At 71.0% G+C, this 14,292-nt stretch carries 15 protein-coding genes; 11 read left to right on the forward strand and 4 right to left on the reverse strand.

All coding sequences use genetic code 11. The annotated features are described in order from the left end of the window. Positions 1–115 precede the first annotated feature (115 nt). The gene (locus VZL07_RS12970; protein WP_426755827.1) at positions 116–436 is read right to left on the reverse strand and encodes a DUF2171 domain-containing protein; all 321 of its coding nucleotides are present in this window, start codon (positions 434–436) and stop codon (positions 116–118) included. 407 nt (positions 437–843) lie between these two features. On the opposite strand from VZL07_RS12970, the gene VZL07_RS12975 reads away from it, so the two are divergent. Together VZL07_RS12975 and VZL07_RS12980 are read left to right on the forward strand one after the other, a co-directional pair. Further along, the gene (locus VZL07_RS12975; protein ID WP_426755828.1) at positions 844–1,041 is read left to right on the forward strand and encodes a hypothetical protein; all 198 of its coding nucleotides are present in this window, start codon (positions 844–846) and stop codon (positions 1,039–1,041) included. 58 nt (positions 1,042–1,099) lie between these two features. After that, the gene (locus tag VZL07_RS12980) at positions 1,100–1,633 is read left to right on the forward strand and encodes a hypothetical protein (protein WP_426755829.1); all 534 of its coding nucleotides are present in this window, start codon (positions 1,100–1,102) and stop codon (positions 1,631–1,633) included. On the opposite strand, the gene VZL07_RS12985 is transcribed toward VZL07_RS12980, so the two are convergent. After that, the gene (locus tag VZL07_RS12985) at positions 1,617–2,639 is read right to left on the reverse strand and encodes an ABC transporter ATP-binding protein (RefSeq protein WP_426755830.1); all 1,023 of its coding nucleotides are present in this window, start codon (positions 2,637–2,639) and stop codon (positions 1,617–1,619) included. The genes VZL07_RS12980 and VZL07_RS12985 overlap by 17 nt on opposite strands. Positions 2,640–2,877: 238 nt before the next feature. Here VZL07_RS12985 and VZL07_RS12990 point away from each other — a divergent pair, with 238 nt between their 5' ends. The 9 genes from VZL07_RS12990 to VZL07_RS13030 all read left to right on the forward strand — a co-directional run bounded on the left by VZL07_RS12990 (position 2,878) and on the right by VZL07_RS13030 (position 13,048). After that, complete coding sequence (locus tag VZL07_RS12990) at positions 2,878–3,675, forward strand: ABC transporter ATP-binding protein (protein ID WP_426755831.1); 798 nt, start codon at positions 2,878–2,880, stop codon at positions 3,673–3,675. Between the two features lie 71 nt (positions 3,676–3,746). Next, positions 3,747–4,526: a DUF3142 domain-containing protein gene (locus VZL07_RS12995; protein WP_426755832.1), complete on the forward strand. Its 780-nt coding sequence runs from the start codon at positions 3,747–3,749 to the stop codon at positions 4,524–4,526. Further along, positions 4,523–6,751, forward strand: a complete 2,229-nt coding sequence (locus VZL07_RS13000; RefSeq protein ID WP_426755833.1) for a hypothetical protein — start codon at positions 4,523–4,525, stop codon at positions 6,749–6,751. Before VZL07_RS12995 ends, VZL07_RS13000 begins: the two co-directional genes overlap by 4 nt. A gap of 186 nt (positions 6,752–6,937) precedes the next feature. Beyond that, positions 6,938–7,918 carry an ATP-binding cassette domain-containing protein gene (locus VZL07_RS13005; protein WP_426755834.1) on the forward strand — a complete coding sequence of 327 codons (981 nt, stop codon included), beginning with the start codon at positions 6,938–6,940 and terminating at the stop codon, positions 7,916–7,918. A 36-nt stretch (positions 7,919–7,954) separates the two neighbouring features. Then, on the forward strand, positions 7,955–8,674 hold the full coding sequence (locus VZL07_RS13010) for an ABC transporter permease subunit (RefSeq protein ID WP_426755835.1): 720 nt from the start codon (positions 7,955–7,957) through the stop codon (positions 8,672–8,674). 8 nt (positions 8,675–8,682) lie between these two features. Further along, positions 8,683–10,317, forward strand: a complete 1,635-nt coding sequence (locus VZL07_RS13015) for a GldG family protein (protein WP_426755836.1) — start codon at positions 8,683–8,685, stop codon at positions 10,315–10,317. 20 nt (positions 10,318–10,337) lie between these two features. Further along, positions 10,338–11,831 (forward strand): DUF4340 domain-containing protein, encoded by a 1,494-nt coding sequence (locus VZL07_RS13020; protein WP_426755837.1) that lies wholly within the window; start codon positions 10,338–10,340, stop codon positions 11,829–11,831. 120 nt (positions 11,832–11,951) lie between these two features. Further along, positions 11,952–12,254 carry a hypothetical protein gene (locus tag VZL07_RS13025; RefSeq protein WP_426755838.1) on the forward strand — a complete coding sequence of 101 codons (303 nt, stop codon included), beginning with the start codon at positions 11,952–11,954 and terminating at the stop codon, positions 12,252–12,254. Continuing rightward, positions 12,251–13,048 (forward strand): sterol desaturase family protein, encoded by a 798-nt coding sequence (locus tag VZL07_RS13030; RefSeq protein WP_426755839.1) that lies wholly within the window; start codon positions 12,251–12,253, stop codon positions 13,046–13,048. Before VZL07_RS13025 ends, VZL07_RS13030 begins: the two co-directional genes overlap by 4 nt. On the opposite strand, the gene VZL07_RS13035 is transcribed toward VZL07_RS13030, so the two are convergent. Beyond that, complete coding sequence (locus VZL07_RS13035) at positions 13,020–13,388, reverse strand: hypothetical protein (RefSeq protein WP_426755840.1); 369 nt, start codon at positions 13,386–13,388, stop codon at positions 13,020–13,022. The genes VZL07_RS13030 and VZL07_RS13035 overlap by 29 nt on opposite strands. A gap of 41 nt (positions 13,389–13,429) precedes the next feature. Then, entirely contained in the window at positions 13,430–14,257 is an 828-nt protein-coding gene (locus tag VZL07_RS13040) for an alpha/beta fold hydrolase (RefSeq protein WP_426755841.1), read from the reverse strand. Positions 14,258–14,292: the final 35 nt, after the last annotated feature.

Raw genomic sequence — 14,292 nt, forward strand, 5'->3', positions numbered from 1 at the left:
CTGACATTCCAGGGCTATCCAACCTGAGTGATTCCAGATGCTTACCCCGCCCCCGAGGCCCGATGAGGCGCTCCTCGCGAGGGGGCGGACAGCGGTGCGCAACGCCTTGCGTCACTCAGTCCCGTGCGGGCTCGGGCTCTGTTTCGACGTTCACCGGCTCACGCTCCAGGCCACTCGCATGGCGAGGTGGGAGCGCGCCGCCGTCGTCATCCACCTCCAGCGTGAGGAGCGGATGGTCCGCGTCGACGAGGTAGACGTCGTGGCCGCTGATGAAGTCCACGTCGGAGAACTCCACCAGGTAGTCGCGCCGGGGCATGGGCACGAGCCCCGGCTCCAGCTCGAAGTGCGTGTCACCAATGCCCGTCACGTGCCCGAGGACGACGCCTGTCGCCGTCCGCACCCTCATGCCTTCGTGTACGTCGCCTGTCCGAATCATCCCGGCCTCCTCGCGCCCGGGTGCCCGGTGCTTCCGGGCCACCCAGACAACAGTGCGAGCGGGCGCGGTGGTCCGCACCCGTCGCGGGGCATCCGACAGAACGCTCGCGGCGGCGGCCTGCCCCCAGAGCGAGCCGGGGCCCGGGAGCGACGCCCCCGTCGCGGTGCATGCGGCGGAGCGCCCGGGATGGCGGCCTCCCCCGGGGGCGCCAGGAGCGTGGAGGCACGCGGCCAATGCAGGACACCCTGAGCGCTCGTTGAGGCAGCCATTCCCGAAGCGCACCTGAAGGCCTCGCGGCTCGCGGGACAGCCACGCGGCGCCAGGCCGCCAGCCCTGGCCTGTTCCGGGCAGGCGTCGTGTCCCCACGAAGATGCGCGTGCCTAACGTTCCGCGCAGGGAGGTGCACCATGCTGTTGGAACTGTCCGCCGTGGAGGCGCGCGAGCTGAAGCAGGCGCTGGACACCGCGCAGAGCACGCTACTGGAAGAGCTGGCCCAGACGGACTCACCCGCCTATCACGACCTGCTGCGTGAGCGGTACGCGAGGCTGGAACAGCTCACCCGGCGGCTCGACATGACGCTCGAGGGCGACCAGGTCTACGCATGACGCGAGGGGCCAGGAGCCAATGCCTCTCAGTCCATGCAAGACGCGCTAGACTTGTCAGATGCGCGTCCCGCTCCTCGCCGTCCTCCTGGCTGTTCCAGCCGCCCTGTCATGCTCGGCGAGCGCCTCCGCGCCCGAGTCTCCCTACGAGGCCTTCTTCCGTCGCCCGGACCGGGTGCAGATATTCCTCGCGGACTACCCTCGGAGCTGGGGCGGTGACAGGTCCTCGTGGCCCACCGACGTCCTGGAGGAAGACCTGCCGCACAGCGGCGAGCACTACGTGCTTCCCCGGGAGGGCCCCGAGCTGACGTGGGTGCAGCGCCGGAGGCTCGCGGCCTCCTTCATTCCGCCCCAGGAGCCCAATCCCTATCCACTGCGGAAGTGCGGCTTCAACCCGGACATCGCCCTGCGCTACTGGCGCGGTGACACGTGGATGGACGTCGTCATCTGCCTCGGCTGCATCAAGTTCGCCTACCTCGACGCGAAGGGAAACTCCGTCCCCGACGAGCAGGTCGGTTACCTGAAGGACCCGGACCTGCTGATGGAGCTCGCCACGGCGGCGTTCCCCAAGGAGAAGTTCAGGCAGGGCTGGTGAGCCGCCCCGACTTCACGTCGAAGCGCCGCAGCTTCGACGCGTCGTAGCGCAGCCACACGGGCGTCCCCGTGGGCACGCGGAAGTCCCCGGCGGCGCGCGCCACCAGCCGCTCACCGGCGACGTCCACCGTCACCCAGCTCTCTGCGCCCATGGGCTCCACCAGGTACACGCGCCCCTCCAGGGCGCCCGGTGGCGGCGCGCCCTGCCCCACCTCCAGGTGCTCGGGACGCAGCCCCAACACCACGTCCGCGTCCGGCTGGCCCAGCGTCCGGGGCTTCACCAGGTTGATGCGCGGCGCGCCGAAGAAGCCCGCCACGAACAGGTTCGCCGGCGCGTCGTACAGCTCGCGCGGCGGGGCCACCTGCTGCACCTCCCCCTGATTCATCACCACCACACGGTCCGACAGCGTCATCGCCTCGGCCTGGTCGTGCGTGACGTAGACGAAGGTGGCCTTGAGCTGCTCATGCAGCTTCTTGATTTCACCGCGCATCTGCGTGCGCAGCGCCGCGTCCAGGTTGGACAGCGGCTCGTCGAAGAGGAACACCTTGGGGCGCCGCACCAGCGCCCGGCCCAGCGCCACGCGCTGCCGCTGGCCGCCCGACAGCTCCTTCGGCTTGCGAGACAGCAGCGCCTCCAGGCCCAGCAGGGCGGCCACCTCGCGCACGCGCGCGTCGATGTCCGCCCGCGGCAGGCCCGCCACCTTCAGCGGGAAGGCCAGGTTCCGCGCCACGTCCAGGTGCGGATAGAGCGCGTAGCTCTGGAACACCATGGCGATGTCGCGCTCACGCGGTGACAGGTCGTTCACCACCACGCCATCGATGCGCAGCGTCCCACCCGACAGCGCCTCCAGCCCGGCGATGAGGTTCAGCGTCGTGGACTTGCCGCAGCCCGACGGGCCCACCAGCGAGACGAACTCGCCGTCCGCGATGTCCAGGCTCACGCCCTTCACCGCGGCCACGCCGCCCCGGTACACCTTACGCACGTCCTCCAGGGACACCGTCGCCAAGCCCTAGGCCTCCCGGGCGCCCTGGACGCCCCGCGTGTCACGCCGTTGCACCCACATGGGCCGAAGCATCGCGCCCTCCGCTCCCAGGGCAAGCCCCGAGGCGAGGGGCCGCCTCCCCACTGACAGCCACTCCACACCGGGAGGAGCGCCGGGCGGCCGGGCGGCCCGTCCCCCTGGCGCCGGGCGGGGCGCTTCTTGGAGGCGGAAGGCGCCGGCCGCGCACTATGTTCGCGCGGCCATGAGCGCCTCGAGCCCCTCTCCGTCCCGCAAGCTGGCCATCGAAGTGCGGGACCTCCACAAGTCCTTCGGCGACCAGCAGGCGCTGCGCGGTGTGAGCCTGGAGGTGCCGGAGGGCACCACCTGCGTGCTGATGGGCGTGTCCGGGTCGGGCAAGACGGTGCTGATGAAGCACATCATGGGCCTGCTCCAGCCGGACCGGGGCTCGGTGCACGTGGAGGGCGAGGACATCGCGCGGATGGACGAGGCCGCGCTCGACCAGATGCGCCGCAAGCAGGGCATCCTCTTCCAGGCCAACGCCCTCTTCGACTCGCTCACCGTCTTCGACAACGTGGCCTTCCCCCTGCGCGAGCGCACCCGCATGCGCGAGGCAGAAATCACCGAGACGGTGAACAAGACGCTGGAGCGCGTGGGCCTGTCGCACGCGACGCAGCGCTTCCCGGGCGAGCTGTCCGGCGGCATGCAGAAGCGCGTGGGCTTCGCGCGCGCCACCATCCTCCAGCCGAAGATTCTCCTCTACGACGACCCCACCGCCGGCCTGGACCCGCTCACCACCGCGGCGGTGAACGAAATCATCACCACCGGCAAGCAGCAGCTCGGCGCCACCTCGCTCGTGATTACGCCGGACGTGGCCTCCGCCTTCGGCATGGCGGACCACCTGGCCCTCATGCACGAGGGCCGCATCGTGGAGTATGGCCCGCCGGACACCTTCCGCGAGTCGCAGCAGCCCGAGGTGAAGGCCTTCCTCCGCAACTGGCTCCGTCGCCGCGCCCAGAACCCACGCGCGGCCCAGGGCTGAGGCGCCGCGCGAGCGGAACGCGGGTTGCAATCCGTCCGGTCCACCGCGCGAGCGCGGCCCGACGACCACGAATGCCCCGGCACATCCCATCGAATCATGCGGCGGCATGGACACGGCGCGGCCTGCGGGCCGCGCTCGCCGCGCTCCTGTGCGCGGCCTGCCAGCCCACCTCTCCGCCCGCGCCGCCGCGCGTCGTGCTCTGGGCCTGGGAGCGGCCGGAGGACCTGCGCTTCCTCGCGGACACGGGACGCCCGACCCACGTCGCCTTCCTGCTCGCCACGCTCGCGCTCACGGAGACGGAGGTGCTCGAGCAGCCCCGGCGGCAGCCGCTCCGGGTTCCTCCCGGCACCGCGCTCCAGGCCACGGTGCGCCTGGAGGCCCAGCCCAGGGCCTCGCTCGCGCACTACCCGCCCGAGCGCCTGCGGGCCCTGGCGGAGCGGCTGGCCACCCTCGCCAGCCGCCCGGGCGTGACAGGGCTCCAGCTGGACTTCGACGCTCGCGCGTCCGAATACGACGCCTACGTCGCGCTGCTCCAGGCGCTCCGCCAGCGCCTGCCTTCGTCGATGACGCTGTCCATCACCGGCCTGGCCTCCTGGTGCACGCCGGGGAGCTGGCTGACGCGCGCGCCGGTGGACGAGGTGGTGCCCCAGCTCTTCCGCATGGGCCCGGAGGCGTCCACCTGGCGGGCCCGCTTCGCGCGCGGGCTGCCTGCGCCCTGCCGGGGCAGCGTGGGCCTCGCGCTCGATGAGTGGCAGGCCGTGCCGCCCGGCGTCTCCACCCTCTATCTCTTCAACCCCCGCCCCTGGACGCCCGAGGCGTTCACGCGCGCGGTGGCGGAGCTCCATCCATGAAGAAGCTGCTCGTCGCGGTCACCAGTGGGCTCGCGCTCCTGCTCCACCCCACCGAGGCGCGGGCATGTGGCCCGGGATACTCCGAGGCCGTGCTGCTCAACGAGGCGCGCCCGGACTTTCCCATCAACGCCTTCGCGGCCGGGCGCCTGGGGGTGGTGCTCCCTTCGTACCGGACCATGTACCGCGTCTACGCGTACCGGACGATGATGGGCATTCCCACCACGCCCGAGGAGCAACGGCACCTGCTGACGCGGTGGGAGAACACGCACCGCGCGCCGTACCCCGGCACCGCGACGCCCGCGCTCCAGCAGTGGCTGGCGACACGCAAGCGCGTCGCGCCCCAGCTTCCCGAGGCCGAGCCCCAGGTGACGAGCGAGGTGGACTTCGCGCAGCGCACCCGCATCCACGGGGACGCGTTCCTGCGCGCCTCGAAGACGGCGGAGGCGCTCGCGCGAGAGTGGCGGCAACATCCCGCGCTGGTGGAGGAGTGGGTGAACAACCAGGACGCCGTCTTCGGTCCGTGCGCCATCCTGCCGGAGGCCGACCCACGGCTCGACGAAGGCGTGAGCCCCCAGCAGCAGGCCCGCCGCCGGGCCGAGCGCGCCTATCAAGACGCGGCCTCACGCTTCTATTGCGATGACTATCCCGGGGCGCTGGCGGCCTTCCAGGACATCGCCGCCTCGAAGGCGTCGCCGTATCGGGTCCTCGCCGCGTACCTCGTGGCCAGAACGCATGTCCGGCAGGCGCTGATGGAGCGAGAGGGCAGCACTCGCTACGAGCCGAAGACGGATGCCGCCTTCCTCGCACGGCTGGCCGAGGCGGACCGCGTGCTCGACGGCGTGCTGGCGTCGCCCGAGCTCAAGGACGTCCATGCTCCCGCTCGTGGCTTGCGCAGCATCGTGCGCTACCGGCTGCGGCCCGAGGCCTGGCGCTGCGAGCTGCTCTCGCGCGTGCTCGAACCGGGGACAGGCTCGGCGCTCGCCGCGGAGCTCGGCGACCTGGACATGCTTCCCGCGAAGCCCTGTGAGGGGCTCCCGGCCCCCGCCGAAGCGCTCAATGCCTGGCTCGAGGCGTTGGACCATGTCCCCCCGGCGGACAGAGCGCCGACGGATGCCCAGCGAGCGCAGTACGAGCAGGCCGTCGCCCGCTGGAAGAAGACCGCGCACGTGCCGTGGCTGGTCGCCGCCCTGATGCTGGCGAGCCCGGAGTTCCCTGGCCTGCCAGCGCTGCTCGCCGCCTCGGCGAAGGTTCCTCCCGAGGCCCCCGCCGGCGTGACGCTCGCCTATTACGCCGCGCGGCTCCTGCACTCGCGGGGGGACCCGGATGCGGCGCGCGCGCGGCTCGCGGCGGTGCCCGCCGAGGCGGTCCGGCACAGCCCCACCTCGCAGAATCTCCTGCGCGATGAGCGGTTCTCGCTGGCTCGCACCCTCGACGAGGCCATCCAGGAGTCTTTCAGCGTCATCGCGGACTACACCTCGGACGACAGCTATGGGGGGCCCTACGACGTCCCCGGGGACGCCCGGCCACGCGTCTTCAGCCCCCAGACCGTGGCCGTGCTGGAGCCCCGGCTGACGGCGAAGCGCCTGGCCAGGCTGGCGGAGATTGATGGCAAGCCCGCCACGCCTCTCCGGCAGGTGCTGTGGGCCGCCTTCGCGCGCGCGGCCATCGTGGGTGACGACGCGACACTCCAGAGCGTGGCGAAGCGCCTCGCGGAGACGAACCCCACGGCGAAGGCCGAGCTGCTGGCACTCATCGAAAAGCCGACCGCGGAGGAGCGTCAGTTCGAAGCGCAGCTGCTCCTCATGGGCCTGCCCGCGGTCTCCGCGCGGCTCGCGCCCCTGCACGACCGCCTGGAGGACACCAGCCCGGAGCTCAACCTCACCGTGGACATGTCCTATACGCGCAACGGGTGGTGCGGACCGTCGAAGAAAGCGACGCTGCCTCCCGCGAGCTTCGAGCCCGCGCCCGACGCCGAAGACGCTGCTCGGGAGTGGAAGGCCCTCACCGAGGCGGGTGACTCGGTGCCGTACTTCGCCCGTATCGCGCTCGCCTGGGCCAAGGCGCACCCGGACGACCCGCGCTCGCCCGTCGCCCTGTTCCGCGCGGTCCGCGCCAGCAAACGCGGCTGTGGCCAGCGCACCCCGGAGGCCCGGGAGGCCTTCCGCTACCTCCACAAGCACTACGGGAAGACGAGCTGGGCGAAGCGGACACCCTACGTGTACTGAGATGCCGACGGCACGCGGCACAGCGCCCGGTTCAGAAATTCTGAAATTCAGTCTCGCTGAACCCTCCGAGCACGCCACCGATTGAAATAACTCCGCGCCTCCCGCGATTGACAGCCGCGTTTGCTGTCTTAAGTGCTGGCGGCAACCGCAGGCGTTCGTTTCATGGGTGAGTGCGTGTCTCAACTAATGATCCGAATTGAAGCGCTGACCAAGCAGTACGGAGCCACGCAGGCCCTGCGCGGTGTCAGCTTCGAGGTCCCTCGGGGGCAGGTGGTGGGCTTCCTCGGCCCCAATGGTGCGGGCAAGTCCACGACGATGAAGATTCTCGCGGGCTTCGTGACGCCCACCTCCGGTACCGCGAGCGTCAACGGCATCGACGTCAGCGTGGACCCCGTGGCCTCCCGCCGGTCGATTGGCTACCTGCCGGAGAACAATCCCCTCTACGAGGAGATGATGGTCCGTGAGTTCCTGGACTTCATCGCCGAGGTGCGGGGCATCCCCAAGGCGCGCCGCGCGGCGCAGATTCGCCAGGCCGTGGAGCGGTGCGGCCTGGGCAATGTCCTGGGCAAGGACATCCACCAGCTGTCCAAGGGCTACCGGCAGCGCGTGGGCCTGGCGCAGGCCATCCTCCATGACCCGGACCTCCTCATCCTGGACGAGCCGACGACGGGCCTGGACCCCAATCAAATCGTGGAGATCCGCGGCCTCATCAAGGAGCTGGGCCGCGAGAAGACCGTCATCCTCAGCACGCACATCCTGAGCGAGGTGCAGAGCACCTGCGGCCGGGTGCTCATCATCAGCGACGGACGGCTGGTGGCGGACGACGCACCCGAGCGGCTGGGCAAGGGCGAGGGCGGCACGGTGACGGTCATCCTCGCGTCGCGCACCGGCGCCGCGCTGCAGCCGGACGCCGTGCGCCCGGTGCTGGAGCAGGTGCCCGGCGTGCTGGGCGTGGAGGCGGCGGAGCCGGAGGGGAGCGGGACGCTGGGCTTCCGGCTGCGCTACGGCACCGAGGACATCCGCCGCGAGCTCTTCGAGCGCGTGGTGCGCAACGACCTCTGCTTGCTGGAGCTGAAGCGGCAGCACGTCAGCCTGGAAGAGACCTTCCGCAAGCTCACCGGTGGCGAGCCGGCGCGGGAGTCCCCGTCACCGCAGCTGGCCGCCTGAGCCGGCGCGCGGGCTTTGCACATTCAGAGGTGAGGCATGGGAACGACACTGGCGGTCGCCAGGCGTGAGTTCAGGAGCTTCTTCAACTCGCCCGTCGCATACATCGTCATCGGCGTCTTCCTGGTCGTGGCGGGCTGGCTGTACTTCAGCACCCTCTTCGTGGCCGGGCAGGCGTCGCTGCGGGCGTTCTTCAGCATCGCCCCGGTGCTGTTCGTCGTCTTCGCGCCGGCGGTGACGATGCGGCTGCTGGCCGAGGAGCGCAAGAGCGGCACGCTGGAGCTGCTGCTCAGCATGCCGCTGCGCGACTGGGAGGTGGTGGCCGGCAAGTTCCTGGCGGCGCTGGGCATGGTGGCGGTGGGGCTGCTGTGGACGCTGCCCTACCCGCTCACGGTGGCGGCGTTCACCGCCGAGGGCGCGCGCTTCGACTGGGGCCCGGTGGTGATGGGCTACCTGGGCCTGCTGCTGATGGCCTCCTGCTTCCTGTCGCTGGGGCTGTGGGCCAGCGCGCTCAGCCGCAACCAGATTGTGGGCTTCATCATCGGGCTGCTGCTCTGCTTCGCCTTCTACTTCATCGACAAGTTCGCGGTGGTGCTGCCGGAGTCGCTGGGGGCGCTGCTCCAGTACCTCTCCGTGGACTACCACTTCGCGAACATCGCACGGGGCGTGCTCGACACGCGGGATGTCCTCTTCTACCTGTCGCTCACGGCCGTGGGGCTGGTGCTGACCACGCGCACCCTGGGCAACGTCCGTCAGTGAGGTCGACGATGAAACCCGGTTCCACCAACGCGAACATCCTCCTGGTGGCGTGCGTGGGCTGCCTGGTGCTGCTCAACGTACTGGGGCTGCGCGCCTTCGCCCGCTTCGACGCCACCCGTGACCAGGTCTACACGCTGTCGCAGGCGTCGCGGGACACGCTGGAGAAGCTGGAAGACCCCGTCACCGTCACGGCGTACTTCACCGACGAGCTGCCGGCGCCGTACTCGAGCAACGCACGCTACGTGCGGGACCTGCTCGAGGAGTTCCGGGCCGCCTCCAAGGGCCGGCTCGCCTTCGAGTTCCTGGACCCGATGACCCAGGAGACGGCCGAGGACCAGGAGACGAAGCGCGAGACGAAGCGGGACATCTTCGGCCGCGTCTTCCGGGAGCCCACGTCGGTGGAGCGCGAGCTGGCCGAGGTGGGCATCCAGCCGGTGGAGATTCGCGTCATCGAGGACGACCAGATGCAGACGAAGCGCGCCTACATGGGCATCGTCATCAAGCATCAGGAGAAGCGCGAGGTCATCCCCGTCGTCCAGGACACGCAGTCGCTGGAGTACGACCTGACCACGCTGGTGCGCAAGCTGACGCGCCCGAAGACGCCGGTGCTCGGCGTGGTGCAGGGCCACGGCGAGCCGGCGCTGCACGAGAAGCTGACGCGCCTGCAGGCGCTGCTCGGGCAGATGTACGAGGTCCGCCCGGTGAACCTGGCGGGCACGGAGCGCGTGGACGCGGACGTGGACGCGCTGCTCGTCATCGGTCCGAAGACGGCGCTGCCGGAGGCCGAGGTGAAGGCCATCGACCAGTTCCTCATGTCGGGCAAGAGCGCGGCCTTCTTCCTGGACGCGGTGCACGTGGACCTCAAGACGTTCGAGCCGTCCGAGGCCTCGCACGGCCTGGGGCCCCTGCTGGCCACCTACGGCATCCAGGTGGGGGACCGGCTGGTGGCGGATGTCGACTCGGCGCAGCTCAACGTCCAGGAGCGCCGGGGCTTCATGCTGGTGTCCATGCCGGTGCCGTACCCGTTCATCCCGCTGCTGGAGCGGCTGGAGGGCGACAGCCCGGTGTCCCAGGGGCTGGTGGAGGTGAGCCTGCCCTTCAGCACCACCGTCACCGCCACCGCGCCGGAAGGGGCGCAGGCGACGGTGCTGGCGCGCTCGTCGCGCAAGAGCTGGCTGGAGGCGCGGCCCTACAACATCGACCCGCGGCGCGACTGGCGCTCGGAGACCGTCACGCCCGACGGGCCGCACCCGCTGATGGTGCAGGTGAGCGGCAAGCTGAAGAGCCACTTCGCGGCCGAGGCGCAGTCCAGCACCGCGAGCGGGACGCCGCTGCTGGCGGAGAGCCAGGGCGAATCGCGCATCATCGTGGCGGGTGGCTCGTCCGCGCTCTGGGATGACTTCCTGAGCCGGCCGAACCAGGCGCTGCTGCTGAACGTGGCGGACTGGCTGCTCCTGGACCCCGCGCTGCTGGCCATGCGCACCCGGGGCATGGCGGAGGCGCCGCTGGAGCAGGAGCTGAGCGCCAGCACGCGCAACGTCGTCAAGTTCGGCAATGCCTTTGGCATCCCCGCCGCGCTGGCCCTCTTCGGGCTCGTGCGCTGGCGGCGGCGCGAGGCAAGCCGGGCCACCGTCACCGTCTGATGCGGAGCTGAAGGAGAGCCATGAAGAAAGCAACGCTCATCGCCGTAGGGGCGTTCGCCGTGCTGCTGGTGCTCGTGCTCGCCACCCGCGAGCGGCAGGTCAGTGTCGGCGTGCGCAAGCTGGCACCGTCGGGCCTGGACGTGGCGCGCGTCACCCGCGTGGAGCTGACCGGGACACACAACGCCACGCTCCTCAAGGAGGGCGACGCCTGGACGGTGGCGGACCCGAGCCGGCCGGAGACGCGGTACGCGGCGAACGCGGCGCGGGTGCAGAGCGCGCTGGAGTCGCTGGCCCGGCTGTCGGGCGCGGACTTCGTCACGGACCGGGCCGAGCGGCTGGCGGAGTACGAGCTGGACGACGCCAAGGGCCTGAAGGTGCGCCTCCACCAGGAGGGCGGCGCCCCGCTCGAGCTGGTGCTGGGCAAGGACGGCGCGCGCAACGGCGGCACCTATGTGCGGGAGGCGTCGGGCTCCCTCGTCTTCGCGCACCCCGCCTGGCTGGGCGGAGCGTGGCGCAAGCGCGTCGAGGACTGGCGTGAGCGCCGGCTGGTGCGGGCGGAGGCGTCCGACATCACCGAGCTGACGGTGCGCATCGGCGACGCGGCCCCGCTGACGCTGAAGGGCGGAGGAAGCACCGAGGGCTGGAAGCTCGCGGAGGGGACACAGGCGCCCGAGGGGTTCCTGTTCGGCGCGCAGGAGGCCGAGCGGCTCGCGCGGAGCGTGGCCAGCCTCCAGGCGCAGGACTTCCTCGAAGGAGACGCCGCCGCGGAAGCGGAGAAGGCGCTGGCCGCGGGCCACGACACCGTGGAGGCGCGGCTCAAGGACGGCAAGTCGGTGGTGGTGAAGCTGGAGCGGCCCTCCAAGCCGGAGCAGCAGGACCCGGTCGCGGTCCGCATCGAAGGCGACGCGCAGGTGTACCGTGTCTCCGGAGTGGCCGCGGCGGCGCTGCGCAAGCGCCTGGCGGACTTCCGGGAGCGGCGCCTGATGCGATTCGAGCCGGAGAAGGTCACGCGCATCAAGGTCCAGGCCGGGCGCGACAGCCCGGTGGTCGTGGCGAGGGAGGCACAGGGCTGGACGCTCGTGGAGCCGAAGAAGCTCCCGGACGGCGTCCGGTTCGACGCCGCGATGGTGGACTCGATGCTCATGCGGCTCCGGGGCATCGAGGCCACGCGCGTCATCGAGCCGTCCGTCCCGGACAAGGCCGCGGGCCTGGCGTCGCCCACCGCGCTCGTGGAGCTGAGCCTGGACGGTGCGCCCGCACAGACCCTGCGGCTGGGCAAGGAGGCGCCGTCCGATTCGACCGCCCAGAAGGAACGATATGCACGGACCTCGCTGGACGCGCTGACGTACGCCGTCGCGGAGGGCCCTACGCTGGACTTCCTGTCCCGGGGCGTGGGGCTCTTCACCCGGTCGGCGCAGGCGGGAGGCCTGGGCGCCGGGGCGCTCCAGGGCCTGGAGTCGCTTCCGCCCGAGGTCCGGCGTCAGCTGGAGGCGCAGCTCGGCGCGGCCCGATAAGCAGGAGGCGGGCCAGGCGCCTGGAGCGGCGCCCCGTCCCGTGGTATAAAACGGGGCACCGCTGCCCGCCGCCACACGGCCTCGAAGCCGTGTGCTGACCCCATGGGAGCGGTTCATCCCATGCAATCCAAGAGCAGCATGGCCATTCGGGTGCTGACGGTGGTTCTCGCGGTGGTCGCGCTCGGCATCGTGATGGTGACGATGACGGGGACCTTCTTCGGAGGTACCAAGGTGCGCACGCTCTTCGGCGCGTCCCCGCATGCGGTTGCGGGGTGGCCCACCGGCACCCGCTCGCTGGCCGACTTTGCGTCGGACGCAGGCATCGCGCAGGCAGCGGTGGATGCCTCGGTACCAGACTCAGGCATCACGCAGGCGCCGGATGCGGGTGACGCGGCCCCCGCCGTCACGCCCGCCGCGCCATGATGGCGCTGGGCCTCCTCGGCGGCGCGGCGCTCTCCTTCGTGGCGCTCGCGCTCATCTTCTGGCCGCTGGAGAAGGCCTGGGCCGCGCGCCCCGGACAGCCGCTGCTGCGCCCGGGCTTCCGCACGGACCTCGCCTACTTCGTCGCGCAGTACCTCGTCCTCGCGCCGCTGGCGCTGCTCGTCCTCAACGGCGTGAAGTCGCTCTGCCACGTGGAGATGCTCGCCAGCTTCCAGGCCGCGGTGGCGCGCCAGCCCTGGTGGCTCCAGGCGCTCGAGACGGTGGTGCTGGGCGACGTGCTCGTCTACGGCTTCCACCGCCTGTCACACCAGGTGGACTTCCTCTGGCGCTTCCACGCCGTCCACCACTCCGTCGAGCACCTCGACTGGCTCGCCGCGCACCGCGAGCACCCGGTTGATGGCTTGCTCACGCAGCTCGTGGTGAACCTGCCCGCGCTGCTGATGGGCTTCCCACTCCCGACGCTGGCGATGCTCATCGCCTTCCGGGGGATGTGGGCCATCTTCATCCACTCCAACGTGCGGCTGCCACTGGGGCCCCTGGGCTTCCTCTTCGGCGCACCCGAGCTGCACCACTGGCACCACGCGCGCGAGCGGCACACGCGGCACAACTTCGGCAACCTCGCGCCCTGGACGGACTGGCTCTTCGGCACCTACCACCGTCCCACGGAACCCGAGCAGTACCCGCTCGGGCTCGTGGAGCCGTTCCCCCACCGCTTCCTCGCGCAGCTCTTCTCGCCAGCGGCGCGGGCTACTGACAGCAGTGGTACGTCACGCTGAAGGTTCCATCGAAGCCGTCATCCCGGTAGGGCCCCACGGGGCTGCAGGCGCCACGCGTCCACGTCACGTTGCAGGTGCCCAGCGGACAGTCATTGGCCATGTTCAGCATCAGGGTCGACCGCGCGACGTTGTAGGCCTCCGTGCACGTGAAGCCCCAGCCCGTCTGGTAGTCGCTGTAGCGCGTGCTCCCGCAGGTCGTGCACGTGAGCGCGGACTCGGAGGACACCAGCGCCTCCGTGCCGGGCTCGGAATCCGGCGCCTCCACGCCACCACACGCGGACAGGCCCAGCACGACGCCCACCAGGGCACTCCGCCTCAGCTTGTGCATCAGGTCAGTCATGCAGGGAAGCCTAGGATTCCAAACCTTGCGGCTTCAAGCCGTCACCCCGCCTTCGAGGCCCGGGGCGGCGTCTGCGCATCCAGGAACGTCCCCAGGGTGGCATTGACGAGCGCCGGCTCCTCCACGGTGGACGAGTGCCCGCCGCGCGGCAGCTTCACGAGCCGGGAGTTGGGGATGAGGCGATGCAGCCGCTCCGCCTTCGCGGGGACGGTGGCCGTGTCCTCGGCGCCCACGACGATGAGGGTGGGGACGCGGATGTGCGGCACCTCGTGGGCCACGCCGCGCCGCTCGATGACGCCGTTGACGGCGCGCCAGATGTCGCGGCGGTTCTCCATCAAGCGGGCGCGCCAGCGGCTGCGCTCCTCGCCGCGGTTGGGGTCCGTCATGAAGCCGCGGCCGAACATGATGCGCATGACCGGGTCCACCACCGGGCGCAAGCCCGCGAGGCGGGCGATGACGTTGAGCAGCGTGTAGCGCGGCACGTTGTGCAGGGGCTCGGGGTCCGCGGACGTCTCCAGGAGGACCAGGGAGCGCAGCAGGTCCGGCCGCCGCGCGGCGATGCGCATGCCGACGAAGCCGCCCATGGACAGGCCCACGAAGTGGCAGGGGCCCACGCCCAGCTGCTCGATGAGGGCCACGGCGTCCAGGTACACCGTCTCCATGTCGATGGAGCGCACCGGGGGCACGGCGCTCTGCCCCTGGCCTCGATGGTCATAGGCGATGCAGCGGTAGCGCCCGCTCAGCGCCTCCACCTGCGGGTCGAAGAGGCGGCAGCTCCACAGCAGGCCATGGCTGAAGACGATGGGCACGCCCGTGCCCCCCGAGTCCTCGTAGTACAGCTCCGTTCCATTGACGGTCAGCATCGGCATGCGTGGCACCCTCCCCGGCGGGCGAGGATAGGCGA

The organism is Pseudomyxococcus flavus, from assembly GCF_050038885.1.
Taxonomy (GTDB): domain Bacteria; phylum Myxococcota; class Myxococcia; order Myxococcales; family Myxococcaceae; genus Myxococcus; species Myxococcus flavus.